Consider the following 18876-nt stretch of genomic DNA (forward strand, 5'->3'; position numbering starts at 1 on the left):
TGGCATCCATGCCAAACAGGTCCCCGAGCAAAGTGCACTATGCGTTTACCACCTTGTTCGATTCTTGTGCATACCCAAATGCACTTCTAGTCTGCTGCAAGGCTCTGTTATTAAGTATATTGCGAGCAAGTAAATAACACCTAAAAAGCTAGGCAGCGAGCCTATATTGCTAAACAAAGCGTCTTTCGCATGGATGCGAAAGAGGAGCCCCCATGGAAGGGTTCACGGCGTCTTTGTGTGCAATATCGGCTGCAAGCAGCCTAGCGTTTCGGTTTCAACTCGCCCATAGAAGCGAGCTAACCAAGTCAGCCTAAGTCTTGATGCATCCGGTGGCTAAACGCGCCGTATTAGATAGAAAGCCTCGTTAGGTTTAACCAACTGCCAGCATTTGCTGATGACGCTTTAACGCCCAAGTACATAACACCGCGCCTAATAACAGCAAGCCAGAGATCCACAAACACGCCAATAAACCATAAGTCTGAAACGCCCAGCCCGACAACAAAGTTCCCACTAAGCGCCCAGCCGCATTCGCCATATAATAAAAGCCCACATCCAGCGAGACCCCATCACGATTGGCACTGGCCACAATTAAATAGCTATGCAAGCTAGAGTTAATCGCAAACACCACGCCATATAACAGTAAGCCAAGCAACAACGACCATAATGGCTCACCACTAAACAGCATCGCCAAACCAATTAACCAAGGCATCACACCAAGCACCAGTGCCCAATTAAGCGCAGTGCCCGCAGCCGGTGGCGCTTTTTTACTGCTGCGTGTGAGTGCTGGCGTAAAGGCCTGCATAGCGCCATACCCAATCACCCAACACGCCAGAAAAGCGCCCACGGCACTTTGTGGCCAACCCGCGCTGGTCGAGAGGTAAATCGGTAACGCGATCACAAACCAAACATCACGCGAGGCAAATAAGAAAAACCGTGCGGCCGACAACCAATTTAAACTGGCGCTTTTCGACAGCAATTCCGTAAATTTCGGCTTAAAACTTTTTTTACCCAGATCTTTTTTCAGCAGCACTAAACTTAGGATCCACACCAGCGCCAGTGCGCCAGCCATTGCCGCCATGGCCCCCTGAAACCCCAATAAGGTTAATAGCAAACCGCCTAGGAAAAAGCCCACGCCTTTTAGCGCATTTTTAGAACCGGTTAAAATGGCCACCCATTTATACAAGGCACCTTGCGCCTCTTCCGGTAGTAGCAGCTTAATGGCGCTTTTCGCGCTCATTTTATTTAAGTCTTTGGCAATACCCGATACCGCCTGCGCGGCCATTACCCAAATCACCGTAAGCTGTGCCGAGGGCACCAGCAACATACTTAAGGCGATGATCTGTAAAAACAGCCCGATATTCATGGTTTTGTTTAAGCCAAGCCGAGCGCCCAGCCAACCACCGGTCAGGTTAGTGACGATGCCAAAAAACTCATAAAACAAGAACAGCGACGCAATAGCCAGTGGCGAGTAACCCAACTGATAAAAGTGCAGTACTATCAACATCCGTAGTGCACCGTCGGTCAGGGTAAAAGCCCAGTAATTGAAGGTGACTACCAGATATTGTTTAACGTCGCTACTCAAGCCCGGTTTTTGCGGCCCCGGCTTAGCCTGCCCTGACTTTTCTGCCGTTGAAAGCCCAGACTGTGCTGACACGCTAGTTTTTGGCGTCTTTGCCATGATGTTCCTGCCTTAAGCAAACCGACAGCGCGCTGCGAAAGCAAGCACTGCCGGTTTTTTCTTTGTATGGCTTAGTCCGCCAAACCCACTAATTTAGCCAATTCCACGGTGCGGTTAGCATAGCCCCACTCGTTATCGTACCACGCATAGATTTTCACCTGTGTGCCATTGATAACCATGGTCGATAAGGCATCAATAATGCTAGAGCGTGGATCAGTTTTATAATCAACCGACACCAATGGCCGGCTTTCATAGCCCAAAATACCGGCTAACTCGCCTTCTGCCGCGGCTTTGAGCATGGCATTCACTTCTTCAGCACTGGTAGCACGTTCCACTTCAAATACGCAGTCGGTTAACGACGCATTGGCCAGCGGCACCCGCACCGCATGACCATTTAAGCGGCCTTTAAGCTCTGGGAAAATTTCAGTAATTGCCGTCGCGGAACCGGTGGTGGTGGGAATTAAACTGGCACCACAGGCACGAGCACGACGTAAGTCTTTATGCGGGGTATCTAAAATAGATTGCGTGTTGGTTAAATCATGAATAGTGGTAATAGAGCCGTGCTTAATACCCAGCTGTTCGTGAATCACTTTCACGACGGGTGCTAAACAATTCGTGGTGCAACTGGCCGCCGTCACAATGCGATGCTCAGCGGCGTTAAATAGCTGCTGGTTAACGCCCATCACCACGTTCAGCACGCCGGCTTCTTTTACCGGCGCACTCACAACAACCCGTTTTACGCCCTGATCTAAATAGCCTTGTAACACCGCTTTGCTTTTCATTTTACCCGAGGCTTCAATTACGATATCACAACCCGACCAATCGGTATCCACGATGGCTTTATTGGCCGTGACCTTGATACTTTTACCCTTGATCAGCATGGTTTCGCCTTCGGCCAGCGCTTCGTGCTGCCAACGGCCATGTACCGAGTCAAAATTTAGCAAATGGGCAAAGGTGGCAGCATCGGCTGCCGGATCGTTAATCTGCACAAATTCAAATTCTGGCCAGTCAAAGGCGGCGCGCAGTGCTAAACGGCCGATACGACCGAAGCCGTTGATTCCAACTTTAATGGTCATTAATTAATCCTTCTGTGATGCGCTGGGTAGCGCCTGAAAATAGTCAACATGCGGCGGCAGGCTTAACGCTTTTGGCCGGATTTGTTTAATAAGACTAAGAATCTGCGCTTTATCGACACCTTGCTCAGCTAGCAATTGTGCTGCAGCCAATGACGTACGACCAGACCCGCCTTTGCAGTGAATGGCTACAGTATGTTGTTGTTCAAGTAACTGCTTAAGCGCGGGGCCAGCACTGTGCCAAGCTTGCTGAAACGCGTCGCCGGGCGCGCAGTCGTCTTCTATTGGGCAATAGAACCACTGTAGGTCGGCAGAGGCACATTGCTGCGCTAAATCCGTTACATTAAGGGCGGCAAGTTCGCTATGCGGTGTTAGTGTTAGCACCGCTTTAGCCCCTGCTTGCTTAAGTGTGGCCAAGGCATCGGCGACTGAGGTCTCTTTTGTACCAGGGCAAGGCGTAAATAATAAGGCTGCATTATCAAGTTGCAGGACATCATAAGGGTGTGACATGTAGCGCTCCATTTAAATGTTTTATGTCGCTTAGCGTGCGTTAAACCAATGCCGAGTGCGGTTGGCAAACCACACCAGTGATAACATAACCGGTACCTCTACCAGAACACCCACAACCGTGGCTAAGGCCGCTGCTGAATGTAAGCCAAATAACGCAATGGCAACGGCGACAGCTAATTCAAAAAAATTACTGGCGCCAATCATGCTGGCAGGGGCGGCAATTTGATGCGGTAGACGGAGTTTGCAGCCAACAAAATAGGTCAGCGCAAAAATCGCATAGGTTTGGATTAACAGCGGTATAGCAATCATCCCAATGGCTAGCGGTTGCTGAATAATCGTTTGCGCTTGAAGCCCGAATAACAGCAAAACCGTGGCGATTAAACCCGCAATCGAAAACGGTTTAATCTGGGCTAAAAAATGTGTGAGACGAACAGGGTTTTTTGCCATGAATTGACGAGTTAATACACCCGCTATAAGTGGTAAGACAACATACAACACCACCGACAGCAATAATGTTTGCCATGGGACAAAAATATCACTTACGCCCAGTAAAAATGCAGTGAGGGGGGCAAAGGCAAAAATAAGGATCAGATCATTTACTGACACCTGCACCAATGTGTAGTTGGCGTCGCCTTTCGTCAGTTGGCTCCAAATAAAAACCATCGCCGTACAAGGGGCCACTCCCAGTAAAATCATCCCTGCGATATATTCTGTCGCGGTTTGTGGATCAACCCAATTAGCAAACAAGACTTTAAAAAATAACCAGCCTAATAACGCCATCGTAAAAGGCTTAATTAGCCAATTAACCACCAATGTCAGCACAATACCTGCTGGTTTTTTACCAACATCTTTTATTGCACTAAAATCAATTTGTACCATCATTGGGTAAATCATCACCCAAATAAAAACCGCGATCACCAAATTAACATGCGCAAACTCCAGCGCAGCAAGGTGCTGAAATAACGCTGGCACCGCCAGCCCACCCAGTACACCGGCTAGCATGGCCAGCGCCACCCAAAGCGTTAAATAACGTTCAAACATTCCCATAAGTCATTCGCCTTTGGTGAAAATCAATTACAACATAGTTGCTCACGTAGTGGGCGATCACCCATTGCGTTAAGGTTAGCTAACAATGGCTGTATACTATGCGAAGTGGCCTGGGCAAATTGCTTTAAGCTTTCACTCATCCAGACGGGCAAATCATCCGCTAAACGGTAGAACACCCATTGTCCTTGCCGGCGGTCTTGTAATAAGCCTGCTTTACGTAACATCGCTAAATGACGCGATATTTTGGGTTGCGTTTCATTGAGCGCTGTTGTGAGTTCACAAACACACAACTCTTGCTCCGATTGAATCAGTAACACGGTATTAAGACGGGTATCATCAGACAATAATTTACATAAACTGAGTGGGGTTAGTGGTTCTACTTGATGCTGTTTATCATAGAGCAGTACGAACATACTTAACCGTTCTGCCAATTCATGCAAGGTGGTTTCAAACGCTTTAGTCGTGCCGTCTTGTTTGGGATCATTGAAATCCCAAGCCAATAAATGTTTCGCCGAAATATCATTAGCACATTCGGCCGCGGTTTTGCTACAGAGCACAATAGCATAATCAAATTGCGTTTGTTGGTGCGCACTAAGAGGTTTCGAAAACAAGCCTTCAGTGTTGATCCTATGCGAGGCAAGCACTGCCAGTGCCCGGCTGTCGGCGGTGCTAGGGTGACTACCAGCACTATAAACCTCGAAGCGATCACTGTATTTATGGCGAGCTATCGCCTCTGCCATAATAGAACGCGCTGAATTTTCGGTGCAAATAAACAGAATTTTAGCAAGCGCCATACTTATCTCGATTTACGCCTAAACATATATACCTTTTATTGTATATATGTTTATCCATATATCAAGACGTTGACGTAAACTTCATAAAACTGTCATAATGGCGCACTCCCCAGTTGCAAGTGAACACAAGTCTTGTGTCTTGCAACGAAGAACAGAGAACAGATTAAAATGGGGCTGGATGCTCCCGTAAAAAGCTACCCACTTCCTCTAACACATCATCATGTAGTTCAAGATCAAAAGCAGCCAGATTCTCATTAAGTTGCTCATCGCAAGTAGCACCAATAATGGTTGAGGTAACACCATCAACCTGATTCACCCACGCCAATGCTAACTGTGTTGGGCTTAGTTGATGTGCTGCTGCCAAATCAACAAAAGCCCGGATCGCAGCATTGGATTGCGGGGTATCACGAAACAAACCATTGCGCTGTACCAGGCTCCAGCGACTGCCCTCTGGCCTTGCACCACCCAGATATTTACCGGTAAGGGCCCCACCCGCCAGTGGTGACCAAGGTAGATAGGCAATATTTTCATGCTGGCATTGCTCAATTAAATAGGGCCAATCTTTGGTGTGTAGCGGGCCAAACTCATTTTGAATAGACACCATACGCGGCAAGTTGTGCTGCTCACTGAGTTTTAAATACTGGCTGATCCCCCAAGGCGTTTCATTCGATAAACCGCAATGGCGAATTTTACCTTGCTGCACTAGCTTGGCTAAGGTTTGCAAAATCGCCAGTATCTCATCTTGTTGCTGCTTGGCATCAACGTTTGAAAAAGGGATTTGATTAACAGCATGCCGACCAAAATGTGGCGAACGTCGGTTAGGCCAATGCAGTTGATACAGGTCGATATAGTCGGTATTAAGCCGTTGTAACGAGCCTTCTACTGCTTGAACCAAGGTTGCCGGACTGACATTGCTGCCATCTCGAATATGGCTTAAGCCATTACCTGCTATCTTGGTGGCGATCACCAGTTTGTCGCGTTGATTGCGGTTTCGACTAAGCCAGTGACCAATGATTTTTTCAGTCGCGCCATAGGTCTCTGGACGTGGCGGAATGGCGTACATCTCGGCGGTATCAATAAAATTCACGCCGGCAGCGAGTGCTAAAGCAAGCTGTGAATCGGCGTCGGCTTGGGTATTTTGTTGACCCCAGGTCATGGTACCTAAGCACACTCGAGAAACGGATAAGCCGCTGCTACCTAAGATTGAATACTGCATAATTGTCTCTGAAGTGGTTATAACTGGCTGACTATACCAGATTAAAGCGGATTTTGATCAGTGCAGTAGATGACTAAGCGGCTAAGGGCGCAGTGCAAATCTCCAATCTGCTTTTACATCAGGTATAGCAGATTCAAGACTGGGGCATCCGGCGGCTAAACGCGTCGTTATATTCTGGTGTTGCTATCAGGCTTACTTGTTTTGCGAGCCAATAAAGCACACATTTGCAGCTAGGCAGCGAGCCGATAATGCTAAACAAAGCCTGTCCAGCATGGATGCTGGAGAAGAGCTTACAGGGATGTTTTTACAGCGTCTTTGTGTGCGTTATCGGCTGCAAGCAGCCTAGCGGTTCGGTTCAAACACCCCCACAGAAGCAAATCGCAAACCACAAAGTACGCATTTGTAGCTGGGCAGCGAGCCGATAATGCTAAACAAAGCCTGTCCAGCATGGATGCTGGAGAAGAGCTTACAGGGATGTATTTACAGCGACTTTGTGTGCATTATCGGCGGCAAGCAGCCTAGCGGTTCGGTTCAAACACACCCACAGAAGCAAATCGCAAACCACAAAATACACATTTGCTGCTAGACAGCGAGCCGATAATGCTAAACAAAGCCTGTCCAGCATGGATGCTGGAGAAGAGCTTACAGGGATGTATTTACAGCGTCTTTGTGTGCGTTATCGGCTGCAAGCAGCCTAGCGGTTAGGTTCAAACACACCCACAGAAGCACAAGGCGAACCTATAAAATACAACATTTTTAGCTATACACAGCCGTCAGTTAAAAACCTCTGACAACCACTGCCATACCCGCTGTTGCTGCGCTTCTCCAAACTCATGTCCCATCTCCGGCCAAAGCTCAGTGGTAAGCTGCTGCTCAGCACCATGCGCCTGCCAGACCTGTCGCATTTGCTGAAATGCCTGTAGGGTCCCAGCTGCGGGCATCAGCTTATCTTTGTCTCCCATAATAAAAAGCATCGGCTTTGGTGCTGCAATAGCTGCAACGTGAGGATAATCCAACTGCGCAGCAAGACCAGGATGCACTGTCCAAAAAGCCGTTTGCCCGCGAAGCTGGTTATTACCGGGCGTTATCGCTGTATCCGCAGTAGTCATCCAACTTATCGCAACAGCAGCCTGAATATCATCAGTTAACGCCGCTAACTGCCACGCTCGAAACGCGCCCATTGAGAACCCAAGTGCGGCAATTTTACGATCATCACTGGCCGGTAGTTGCTTTAAAAATGCAGCCAAACGCAGATCTTCATAAGCGGCAAAGCCCGCCAAAGAGCGGCCTAGTTGCAAAAAATTCGCGGCTAAAGCCTGCTGCAACTCGTAGGTTAATGGCCCCCGATCTCCCCACCCCAAAGTATCAGCCGCTAAAACCAGATAACCCTGCCTTGCTAGCGCATCGCCAACAAAGTGCCCACCATAATATCGTTCAGTCCAAGCCTGTGCTCTTGCTATTTTTTCATCAAGGATGAATGGGCGGATCAACTTTTCTTTTCCAATATCAAAATGCGCGCCATGATCATGTAGCAGCAAGACCGCAGGAAAAGGGCCGTCACCCTCGGGGCGTAACAGCAATATAGGTATGCGATTATTAGGCGTTATTGTGATCAGCCAGCGTTCGGCTTGATACCCGTCGCGGCGTTCGGCTGCAATTAACTGTGGTGCAAAGTCGATATCTTGCTCAGGCCAGAGCAAGGCATTGCGTAGACGTTGTCTGGCCTGCACACGCCATCTTGCTGGATCTTGTGACGGTGTATTGTGCCAAGCGGCTGGAAAGCTCTGCTCAGCTTTTAATTGGTGATAAAAACTGGGCAGCACCAATTCAGTTAACACTACTGGCTTTGGTACCATGCCTTCTGAGGCCATTATCTTGCTATTTAGCGATAATACGAGTATGCAGCAAACCAATAGCTGAAAGCATCTTTTACCTTCAATCAAACAACTTATTGAAAATAATAAAATGCCGCACGGTATAAAAACCTGCGCGCCTAATACTGAAAAAAATGTCGTCATATAGGCGTTAAACCCATCGTCATAGCATATCAACGTGTGAACCCGCAAAAGGGAGTATTAACCAAAAATTTGATTAACAACATTAAAGACGTTTCGTTAGCGCTGAAAGACCAAATATGAACATTATGTGAGATAACAGCCATGACGTTTGATCACCCTGTTTGTTTGCTATGCTAAAAAGCGCTTCACGCAACAGACGGCTAGGGTTTAGTGAGCGTAAAAACGCTATCAGCAACCACTCGCTGTAGTTGCACATTAAGTATCACGCTTTGAAATGGCTTAAAAAACTGCGCTAATTGCACCAAGGGGATCTGTAACCCAGCAGTCGCATTTGCCGCTACTGCGTGAAAGCCGACTGGCTGACGTGGCGGTTTAAAATGCGGCTGCGCGTTAAAGCTTAAATAAAGTCGTTGAAACTTCGGATCCTGTTTTAAACGCTGCAACACCGCAAGATCAAAGTAAAATGCACGATTTGCCGGATCGTCATTATGCGCATGCACGTTGACTAAAAACTCTCGGTACAAGGTTTCCTCAAAACGCGTATCGCTGCCTGCCGTACGATACATCTCTAAAAAGTAATCACGCACTCCCAAACCATGTTGATCGGTTAACCGACATAACACTTGACTACGCGGATCGGCCTGCCAATTTTCAGGAGGATTGAGCGCATCAAGCTGCCGTTGCCAGGTAAAGCTCTGCGCGTTATCAAGTTGATAGTCCTGATCTGATACCATTAACGCTTGGCGAATAAGTGACTGCGTTAATGGATTATGTGGTGCGTTGCGCCCTTTGAAGACAATAGTACTGTGGTTTTCGTTGGCTAACACCGAAAACGCGATAGCGCCTTTACTGGCCTGCTGCTGAACGCTACCAGGAATAATGTGTTGGCGCGCATCTAAGGCGAAGGATAAAAACTGACAATTGAGATTTGCTCCACAGATCCTTACCGTACCATCAGAGCCCGCCTCGTTGGCAATGGCACTGATACCACGATACCCCGTATCGCCGATCAACACCGTAGCTAGCATCTTGCCAGCACCATACCACGTGTCTTCAGCAAACAAATCTTGCTGGGCTAAGGACCGAGTATACGCGGAGGCCAACTCTAACCCGGTTAAAATAGCAGTCCCAGTTTGAAAACCGGGCTGATTCCACCCTTTAACCGCCCTACCATAAAAACTGCGCCCCTTATGCGCCAAAGGCGAGCCAAAGTTTGCCGGCGCGAGTTGAACAAAACGCTTTACTGGGTTCGTGTTAGCGGTGTAATAGCGCGTAAACCAATGCCGCGTGACTAAGGCACCGGTACTATGCACAATAATATCAACGCTTTGTGGTGTGGTGGGCAGTTCCAGCGCCAACCAGGCTTTTTGCATAGCCTCAGCCAGATCGGCATAATTGATATCATCATGCATCGACAACCAATCGGCTAAATACAACGGGTGAACTGCCGCGCCAAAGGTGTGTTGTAGAAAGTCGGCGAGGACTTTAAACGCTCGGCTGTTATCACTCCAGCCATGTAAAATAACGATCGGATTACGCATAACACCCTCCCAAGAGAACACGATCTTCAGCTTAAGGGTACGGCGTAATCCCCAACACAATGTTTAACACATTAACTAGCTCACCAAGACTGCACCATATACTGTGCCCGTTCACCAGTATAGCTACTCAACGCCCGTATAGCTGCATCATCTAGGGCATTTTGTAATGAAAACCCCTGTCGTTGCCAGTACCCAACCGAGCCCTGAACCGCTACTAATCCCAATTGCCTAACACTCAGGTGCTGCGCATGCTGTTTAGCCTGTGTGAGCAACGCGGTCGCTACCCCTGTGCCTCTAGCGGCTTCACTAACGGCCATATCATGCAAATAAAGCAGATCTGGCTTTTCTGCAATAACAAATGGCGATGCCAACGCCGATAGCTTGCCAAAATAAGAGGGGTAACTAAATAAATATGCCAGTACCGGTATATGCTGTGCCGGTTTATGCGCCTGCAAAGACGCTGTTGTGCAAGCCTCAATCTTCTCTACGGCGGTCATTTCTGCAATCCAGCAACTTTGCTTAGCAACAGCTAAACGCGCTGATAAAAGGGTTGGTGGTTCATATAATGCGGCGCTGTAACAACGATCTTGCAAGGCAATCACCGCTGGCAAATCCGTTTGCTGCATCAACCGTATCTTGACTTGCATAAATCTACTCAACTCCCTGTAACGCGACTCTTCGCACAATTGGATCACACAGGCATCTGTTCAGCACACTTACCCCGCACAAAATTTAACGCCCCGACAATAGCCGCAACCTGTGCCAGAATACATTGTTCTGGTGTGGCACTTGGGCTGTCTGGGTAAACTTCAGTGGTAGTCACATAGCGCGCAGCAGTCATACCGCCACATAATCCTAGTACACGTTTTGGATAATTAACTACGCCAAACTGCGCGATGGGCTCACCAATCAAGCAGCCCTGTTCGTCGGCGGGAGCAATATGCGTCACGTTGGCGACCTCTGCAATAATAGCAGCCTGAAAAGCCGGTTCTGGATTTTCACTATCGCCCACAAGGTAAAAACCATCCGGTATAGTCCAATTGCTATTTACCGTGCCATCTCGCGCGGCTTTAGCGGGGCGAAATTCGCTGTTATCACTGTCAGTCGTTTCATGTAAATCGATATGCAGCAACGGCGTGATCCCCTGTGCAATAAGATACTCACGTAACAAACCGGCTTCGGCTGATAGACTATTTGCCACAAAAGCACGATTTGGATCTACGGTTAACGGATTCCAACGATTAATGGTTTCGTATCCCCACGGGCTAATACAGGGGACAATAAGCACGTTAAACGCTGCTGTATACTGTTTGGCTGTAGTAGCAGCAAAACGTAACGCCCCTAGTACACCACTGGTTTCATAGCCATGCACGCCACCTGTTACAAGCGCTACTGGTTTGTTCGGATGCCAATCAAGACTTTTTAAGATAAATAGCGGATATTGGCCTAATCCTAAAGCTGAATAATCTAACTCACCATACTGGATCACGGCAAAATCCGTTTGCAGTGCGGGTAGCATTTCTACAACATCTGTTTGATAAGCACGCTTTTTACGTTGCTCTGCAAGCCATTGCTGCTTTTCAGCCTCTCTCCACGGTTGCCCTTGGGTACCAATATGATAAATAAACGGTTGCATTGAGTCCTCGCAAAAAATGAGCCCACATTGATACGTGGCAAGTAAAACAGCTACTACAAGCTATACAACACCAGCAAAGCCGTAATAAAAAACCGAGTATAGCAAAATAACAACCTTGGCCCAACGCTACGCAAACTTGCTATATCCAATTCGCTCTTTTAAGCCCTTGCACAAACCTTCACATTGATACCCCAATGTATTATTAATGATGGCATAATTTAAAGATGGGGCATTAACATCAGGTTAGCTTCACTTTCTTGCTCCAATCCAAGCGTCATAACATGCTGCTGCAGGGCAGGATAAAAAACTAAAAAAAGTTGCTCAAAAGCTAAATAATTCGGGGTTATTTCATCAATAATACCGGTAAAGGCGTTTTCAAAACGGATACGTGACGCGACGTTATCTAGGGCACGTGCCAACCCAGGTAAATGCTGATAGGCATTTAGCCAATCTTGTTGTCGCACTTTTTGCATGGTAAAGCGCATCGGTAAGGGCATCAAGGGTTCAGCATGGGCGAGATGTTGATAAAGCTGTGCCTTCGCCACATCAAAGGGCGATAGATGAAAACGCTGCCAATGCCGGATCAGATAATGATCAAATAACATATCCAGTGCCACCCCTGCAAACCGCCGACGTGCTGGTGAAAAGGCCATTTTGGCTTGCTGCACCAAAGGATGCGTGTCGGTAAATCTGTCAACTGCACGATGATTAGCCAAGCCTGCGAGCATCGATTCAGGCAGGGACGATAACGCGACGCCTTTACAAAAATCCCCCAGTAAATTACCCACTAAAGATTCCTGTGTCGCTCTGGCCAAGGCGGCATGTGCAAGGTAATTCATATCAGCATCATCTTTAATAACACGCCAGAAGCGCAGCTAACCCCTATTTTTATTGGGATAACTCTGCAACGTAGTTAAAAGAAGTTAGTTAAACCCAAAACAGTCGTTAGTTTAACGAGCAAACACTCAAACAAATAGGCTAAAAATAAAAAACCCGCTATAAAGCGGGTTTTTAATAAGGAAAGCACCTTATAAGCTAACGTTTTTAATACGCGCTTTTTCTTTAATGTAACTTTCCCAACTACGTGTTTGGCGCTCTGTTGCCGGATCACGCTTGGCCGCTTGTAATGACGTATTGGCTTCGCGTAACTTGCCCTGATAGAAGTAAGCTTCCATCATGCTCATGTGGATCCGACCAGCATTGCTAGAATCACGGGCTAATGACGCTTCAAAAGCACGAATTGCGTCGTTGTACTTTTGAATAGCCATAAATGCCATACCTTGACGACGATACGCATCGGCTTCATTCGTCATCGCAGCCAGCTCGCCGTAATAGGCTGCAGCTTTTGCAAATTCACGAGCTGCCTGGAAGTTAGATGCTACTGCATTTAACATCGTGCGGTCTTTTTTAATTTTACCGCTTTTCAGGTACTTCTCGTAAATAGTCGCTGCTTTGTATGGAATATTATTATTCGCATACATTTGACCTAACATTTTAAGCTCAGATTCAGACTCCAAATAGCCATTGGCATAGGCAATCTGAAACGCGCTTAACGACTTCTGATAATCTTCTAATAGCGTGTAAAAGTTACCCAGGTAAACCCAGTACTGACGTTCTTCAGGGAACAACTGCACCATGGTTTCAACCGTTTCAACGGTTTTAGGGTAATTTTTAGATTCGTATAACGCGCCCATTTTCAACATATAATGTTGTTTATTAGGTGCTTTTGCATAACGAATCGCATTGTCGATAGGGGTTAACGCTTTGGTAAACTCACCTAACTGATAATGCGCGTTAGCAATACGAAGATAGACATCAGGATCATTTTCGCCCGTAAACTTAATCCAAGCTTCGTAATTTCTGATCGCATCTTTATGCATGCTTTCCATTGATTGCAAATCAGCAACCAACTTTAATGATGCAGATTGATCAGCGTAGCTTAAAATATCAGGCTTGGTGGCTTGCTCAAGGTATTTGATCGCTTGCTTAGCATCTTTAGTAGCATATAAGTTACCAATAAAGCGGGCTAAAAACGCCGTATCAAACTCATTACCACCGCGAACTTCTAACAGGATCTTTAACGCTTCATCAACTTTTTCTTCGTTGTAAAGCTCGAACGCTTGAGTAACACTTCGACCAACACGTTCACCAGGAAGCTGCGTTTTACGCGCTTTGCGTTCTTCAATGCGAGCACGGTCTGCGTCCGTCAGCGTTACCTGTGCCATAGCTGGCACAGTAAACGTAAAGCTGGCGGCGACAATTAACGCAGAGGTAAGTAAAGATAATTTTTTCATTTCTTTAGCCTCCTTGTGCCATGTCTAAAGTAAAGTCAAGTTGAACCTGCTGGCCAGGCTGACGCTCTGGTTTACCATCAACCACTTTCGGGCTGTATTTCCAACGGCGTAAGGCACGAATTGCTTCGCGGTCAAATACGCGGCGAGGTTCTGCTTCAATCACTTCTACCTCGTCTACGCTACCGTCTTCCATAATGGTGAAACGCAATCTTACCCAACCTTGTAAACCATCACGCGCGGCTTGAACCGGATAACGTGGTTCAATACGTACGATAGGCGTAGCATCACCATCACGTAACAATGAACCAGGATCACCTAACCCCGTGTTAACGCCCAGATCAAGACCTGGCATGTTAAACGATACCCCACCTGCAGTGTTACTCATCTCTGGCTCCGGTTGCGGCTGCTTAGGCGGCTGCGCCGGTGGTGGTGGTGGTGGCGGTGGTGGTGGAGTCCGCGTCTGTGTATCTGAATCCGGCGGTGTCGTATTTATTTCGATAATAATACGCTCCTGCTCAGGAGGACGCCGGTCGCCGCTGCCCTCAATGAGCAGCGCCATAATCAGAAACAACAGGAACGTTACCACAGCACCGATAATTAACGATGATAGGAAACGTAACATAATTAGTTATTCTCCCCGGCAACAGTAATAACCAGTGATGGATCAGCCACTTTGATCTGGTCCATAACTTCCATTACTACACCGTGTTTAGCTTCTTGATCCGCTTGAATGATAATAGTATCAGTAGGCGACTCAGCTCTTAAGCGCTCGATGTTTGCAGCAACCCGCTCAACATCAACTGGGCGCTTGTCCATCCACACTTCACCATTAGCACGAATTGCAATGAAAATCGTTGCACTTGGCTTTTTAGTGGCTTGTGTTGCTTCAGGTTTGTTGACATCAATACCCGCTTCTTTGACGAAAGAAGTTGTAACGATAAAGAAGATCAACATAATGAAAACGATATCCATCATCGGCGTAATGTCGATTGCGGCTTCTTCGTCTTCGCGTATACGTTTACGTGCCATAAAATTCTCTCTTAATGATGCGGTAAGCTGTCAACGAGATCTGCTTTCTCTCGTTTAACCTTAACTTCCAGCCGCGAACTGAAAAATACACCCGACAACGCCGCAACCATACCGGCCATTGTTGGAATAGTTGCCATGGAGATACCCGCCGCCATAGTACGTGGGTTACCGGTACCTTGGGTGGCCATAATATCGAACACCGCAATCATACCGGTTACTGTTCCAAGCAGACCCACTAATGGGCACATCGCAACCAGTGTTTTTATCAGTAACATTCTTTGATCGAGTTTATCCGTTGCTTCAGAAATCCAGCAATCACGGATTTTATGCGCATACCAGGAAGTTGTATCTTCCCGAGCATCCCACTTGGCAATAATGTCCCGTTTTGTTTTTGGGAATATTGCCGTGACATACCAGTAGCGTTCTATCATCATTACCCACATGACGAGGAGCACTACGGCGACAACGTACAGGACGTTGCCTCCCGTATGGATAAAATCCTGTACCGATTCCCACAGCCCAAGTAGCTGGAGCATCATTAGGCTTTCTCCTTCTCCGCGTGAGCAGCAACAATACCTGCAGCTTGCTCATCAAGGACTTGTAAAATAGATTTAGCACGTGACTGAACAATGCTGTGTACGAATAACAATGGCAGAGCACAGATCAGACCTAAAGCTGTAGTAACTAGCGCAAGAGAAATTGAACCAGCCATTAACTTCGGATCACCAGTACCGTACAGCGTAATTTGCTGGAAGGTTAAGATCATACCGATAACGGTACCTAATAGACCCATTAACGGGGCTACAGCAGCAAATAGCTTGATTAAACCGATACCGCGGTCAACTTTCGGCGTTTCACGCAGAATAGCTTCGTCTAATTTCAGCTCTAAGTTTTCAACATCTGAATTTTTGTTGTCATGATACACTTTCAGAATGCGGCCCAGTGGGTTGCTTTCTGAAGGATTGCTCAGGTTCTTCAACTGTGAACGCATTTTTGCACCAACAGCAGATAATACTAAGATACGCTCAAGTGCAATCAGTAAACCAATAGCCAGTAACACGGTGATTAAGTAACCAACCGTACCACCTTGATGGTAATATTCCATTAAGGTTGCGCGCTGTTGGTTCAAACGTAACAGTGAGTTACCTTTGGTTGGATCAACATACAAGCTTGATAATTGACCAGCAGAAGCACTGTTGAATCCAGCAACTGAACTCTGGATTTTAGACTGTGGTGCACGGCCTAATGGCTGGATCTGATCGGTATCTACGTTACGGATTAAATAATCAGTCGCCGTAGTTAAATGGAAAGAACCAAAACGGGTTACGCGCTGAGTAGAAGTACCACCAGCTAACTCAACCACTTCAGCGTCAAATTTTGCAATTTTACCTGATTCAGTCATTTCGGTTAACATGGCTACCCACAACTCTTCCATTTGCTCTAACGTTGGAAGTTCAGTCGCGTTTGCGATATCACGTAAAGCAACATCACGGCCTGGGTATTGCGCACTGATGATAGAACTTGAGATTGCACCAACAGTTTTATTCGCCGTTTGACGAACAACACCGAACACTTCACCCATAGTACCTAACGCGCTTTGTAACTCTTGTTGCTTTTGCGCAATAAGAATATCGTTTTGCGCATATTCTTGCTGTAAACGTTTACCACGTGCTTCTTCATCAGCTAATTGACGCTTAGCTGTGTTTAATAACGATTGTTTGTCAGCACGGTCTGCTAAGAAGGCACGCTCGCGCTCTTGGTTTACACGGCCTTCAACAGTACGTTGTTGTTGAATTTGTTGTAATAACTCATCCAGCTTTTGGTTATTTGCTGATGCGTTAAAAGCCACTGAAGCAGAAAGTGTAACTGCCGCAGCGACGACTAAACTTTTAATTGCCAATTTCATCTATTCTTACTCCGCTGCGAAAAGTGGTACACGGTCCATTTCAAGCGTGGCTTCACGACGAGCCATCTTGATAAAGTTACCGATTGAAGGTATGAACGAAGCATCTACACTTTCCCAGCTTCCGGTACCTTTGTTGTACACCCAGCCAGCGCTGTTATCTAAAGCCACTGCCATTAACGACAAACGGCCTAAATGCACGAAATCAACAGTAATGTCTGCACCACCAGTGTTCAGCGTGCCTTGGAAAGCCGCTAATTCGGTGCCGTAGCCCATTTCAATTTCGTAGGCTTCTAAAATTTGACGGAACTGCTCTGAACGTTGCACATCTGAACGCCCCATCAGTTCACGTAAACGCTCGATACGCTCTAAACGACGGTCAGTACGTAATGGAATGTCTGCTTTAACAAACTGTTCCAGTGAATCGATCATCCGGAACATCAGTGGTACTGTGCCCTGGTTGGTCTTTTCTAAGCCATCGATCTGACGTTGTACAGAGTTAATTTGACGCTGTTGATCAGCCACTAATGTTGCTAAAAAGTCGTTATACACTTTTAAGTTGTCAGTTTGATCAACAACAACACGGTATTCACCTAACAGCTCTTGAGACTGTTCGTAAATAGTATTGATTTTTTCTTGTGACTGAACAGCGGCGCGTTGAATTTGAGTGTTAGCCTGATGCAGATCTTTTAGGTCTGTTGCTGCGGCTGAACCAGCAAGGGCAAAACTACCCGCCAGTGCAGAGGCAACAAGACTCATATGGATTTTTTTATTAAACATAGTTCCCAACCAATTATTGCTGATTAACGTAACCTGATGTTGTAAGGGTCGCCGTTTAAAAACGACGGCAGACCCTCGATTTAGAGGGTAAACCGACCGCATCATTACAGGTAAAAAGCCATATGTCAACAGACAGAATAGCCCTGAAAACCTTTAATGATGCGGTTTACTCTTCGGTTTAGCACCAATTTTAAGCCTCATTAAAAATAAATCGCTTTTTATTTAATGAGCTTTGATTACTTTGGTTATTTTATGTTCGGTGTAAGCTTTCCAGAAACATATAAATCAACCATCGTATCCAATGACAACGGCTTGATCTTACTGCCTTGCCCCGCACAGCCAAAGGCGGTGTAGCGAGCAATACAGATATCAGACATTGCCTTTACGGATTCTTGTAAATATTTACGCGGATCAAATTCCGCGGGATGCATCGCCATATAACGACGAATGGCGCCGGTTGAGGCTAAACGTAAATCGGTATCAATGTTAATTTTACGCACCCCAAACTTAATGCCTTGTTGAATTTGCTCAACTGGCACGCCATAGGTCTCAGGAATAGCACCACCATATTCATTAATAATTTCTAACCAATCTTGTGGGACTGATGAGGAGCCATGCATGACAAGATGCGTATCTGGGATCCGCTCATGAATCGCTTTTATCCGATCAATGGCTAAGATGTCATCTGTTGGCGGACGGCTAAATTTATACGCCCCGTGTGAAGTCCCACAGGCAATCGCTAAGGCATCCACTTGCGTTTCTTTTACAAATTGCGCGGCTTCTTCTGGATCAGTGAGCATTTGATCATGCGTTAGTTTGCAATCTGCGCCAATACCATCTTCTTCACCCGCATCACCCGTTTCAAGCGATCCTAAACAACCTAATTCACCTTCAACAGAGACACCACAAGCATGCGCTATTTCAACAACTTTACGAGTTATGTTGGCATTATAGGTATAGTCTTTGGGTGTTTTACCATCTTCACCCAAGGAACCGTCCATCATTACTGATGAAAATCCCATCTGAATAGAACGCTGACACACCGCTAAGGAGGTTCCATGATCTTGGTGCATCACCACTGGGATGTGCGGAAACTCTTCAACAGCCGCTAAAATAAGGTGGCGTAAAAAGGGGGCTCCTGCATATTTTCTGGCGCCAGCTGACGCTTGCACAATAACAGGGCTGTCCGTTTTATCTGCTGCCAGCATAATAGCGCGCATTTGTTCTAAATTGTTCACGTTAAATGCCGGAACGCCGTAACCAAATTCGGCGGCGTGATCAAGCATTTGCCGTAATGATATGAGTGCCATGAGATCCTCTCTTTTTGTGTAGGGTACAGGTTAAAATTTTTTTTATG

Annotated in this window: 18 protein-coding genes; all 18 read right to left on the minus strand. The window is 46.6% G+C overall.

Features of this window, described 5'->3' with window-relative positions; translation table 11 throughout:
* Window positions 1-370: 370 nt before the first annotated feature.
* The 18 genes from arsJ to fba all read right to left on the minus strand — a co-directional run bounded on the left by arsJ (window position 371) and on the right by fba (window position 18829).
* Window positions 371-1582: an organoarsenical effux MFS transporter ArsJ gene (gene arsJ / locus IE070_RS00755; protein WP_189480068.1), complete on the minus strand. Its 1212-nt coding sequence runs from the start codon at window positions 1580-1582 to the stop codon at window positions 371-373.
* Between the two features lie 167 nt (window positions 1583-1749).
* Entirely contained in the window at window positions 1750-2754 is a 1005-nt protein-coding gene (locus tag IE070_RS00760) for an ArsJ-associated glyceraldehyde-3-phosphate dehydrogenase (RefSeq protein ID WP_189479457.1), read from the minus strand.
* A 3-nt stretch (window positions 2755-2757) separates the two neighbouring features.
* Window positions 2758-3261, minus strand: a complete 504-nt coding sequence (locus IE070_RS00765) for a phosphatase domain-containing putative toxin (RefSeq protein WP_189479459.1) — start codon at window positions 3259-3261, stop codon at window positions 2758-2760.
* Window positions 3262-3291: 30 nt separating this feature from the next.
* A complete protein-coding gene (arsB, locus tag IE070_RS00770; RefSeq protein ID WP_189479461.1) occupies window positions 3292-4308 on the minus strand; it encodes an ACR3 family arsenite efflux transporter in 1017 nt (338 codons plus the stop codon).
* Window positions 4309-4331: 23 nt separating this feature from the next.
* Complete coding sequence (locus IE070_RS00775) at window positions 4332-5102, minus strand: metalloregulator ArsR/SmtB family transcription factor (protein ID WP_189479463.1); 771 nt, start codon at window positions 5100-5102, stop codon at window positions 4332-4334.
* 163 nt (window positions 5103-5265) lie between these two features.
* Window positions 5266-6318: an aldo/keto reductase gene (locus IE070_RS00780; RefSeq protein ID WP_189479465.1), complete on the minus strand. Its 1053-nt coding sequence runs from the start codon at window positions 6316-6318 to the stop codon at window positions 5266-5268.
* A gap of 773 nt (window positions 6319-7091) precedes the next feature.
* Window positions 7092-8189, minus strand: coding sequence for a dienelactone hydrolase family protein (locus IE070_RS00785; RefSeq protein WP_189479468.1), 1098 nt, complete (start codon window positions 8187-8189; stop codon window positions 7092-7094).
* A 347-nt stretch (window positions 8190-8536) separates the two neighbouring features.
* Window positions 8537-9877 (minus strand): esterase/lipase family protein, encoded by a 1341-nt coding sequence (locus IE070_RS00790; protein WP_189479469.1) that lies wholly within the window; start codon window positions 9875-9877, stop codon window positions 8537-8539.
* An 80-nt stretch (window positions 9878-9957) separates the two neighbouring features.
* Window positions 9958-10524, minus strand: coding sequence for a GNAT family N-acetyltransferase (locus IE070_RS00795; protein WP_189479471.1), 567 nt, complete (start codon window positions 10522-10524; stop codon window positions 9958-9960).
* A 44-nt stretch (window positions 10525-10568) separates the two neighbouring features.
* Complete coding sequence (locus IE070_RS00800; protein WP_189479473.1) at window positions 10569-11513, minus strand: M14 family metallopeptidase; 945 nt, start codon at window positions 11511-11513, stop codon at window positions 10569-10571.
* A 218-nt stretch (window positions 11514-11731) separates the two neighbouring features.
* A complete protein-coding gene (locus IE070_RS00805) occupies window positions 11732-12352 on the minus strand; it encodes an acyl carrier protein phosphodiesterase (RefSeq protein WP_189479475.1) in 621 nt (206 codons plus the stop codon).
* 189 nt (window positions 12353-12541) lie between these two features.
* Window positions 12542-13807: a tetratricopeptide repeat protein gene (locus IE070_RS00810; protein WP_189479477.1), complete on the minus strand. Its 1266-nt coding sequence runs from the start codon at window positions 13805-13807 to the stop codon at window positions 12542-12544.
* Window positions 13808-13811: 4 nt separating this feature from the next.
* Entirely contained in the window at window positions 13812-14429 is a 618-nt protein-coding gene (locus IE070_RS00815; protein ID WP_189479479.1) for an energy transducer TonB, read from the minus strand.
* 2 nt (window positions 14430-14431) lie between these two features.
* Entirely contained in the window at window positions 14432-14836 is a 405-nt protein-coding gene (locus IE070_RS00820; protein ID WP_189479481.1) for an ExbD/TolR family protein, read from the minus strand.
* Between the two features lie 11 nt (window positions 14837-14847).
* Complete coding sequence (locus IE070_RS00825) at window positions 14848-15372, minus strand: MotA/TolQ/ExbB proton channel family protein (protein WP_189480070.1); 525 nt, start codon at window positions 15370-15372, stop codon at window positions 14848-14850.
* 2 nt (window positions 15373-15374) lie between these two features.
* A complete protein-coding gene (locus tag IE070_RS00830) occupies window positions 15375-16742 on the minus strand; it encodes a MotA/TolQ/ExbB proton channel family protein (RefSeq protein ID WP_189479483.1) in 1368 nt (455 codons plus the stop codon).
* A gap of 6 nt (window positions 16743-16748) precedes the next feature.
* The gene (locus tag IE070_RS00835; RefSeq protein WP_189479485.1) at window positions 16749-17519 is read right to left on the minus strand and encodes a DUF3450 domain-containing protein; all 771 of its coding nucleotides are present in this window, start codon (window positions 17517-17519) and stop codon (window positions 16749-16751) included.
* Window positions 17520-17764: 245 nt separating this feature from the next.
* On the minus strand, window positions 17765-18829 hold the full coding sequence (fba, locus tag IE070_RS00840) for a class II fructose-bisphosphate aldolase (protein WP_189479487.1): 1065 nt from the start codon (window positions 18827-18829) through the stop codon (window positions 17765-17767).
* Window positions 18830-18876: the final 47 nt, after the last annotated feature.

The organism is Alishewanella tabrizica (genome assembly GCF_014652375.1).
GTDB classification, from domain to species: Bacteria; Pseudomonadota; Gammaproteobacteria; order Enterobacterales; family Alteromonadaceae; genus Alishewanella; species Alishewanella tabrizica.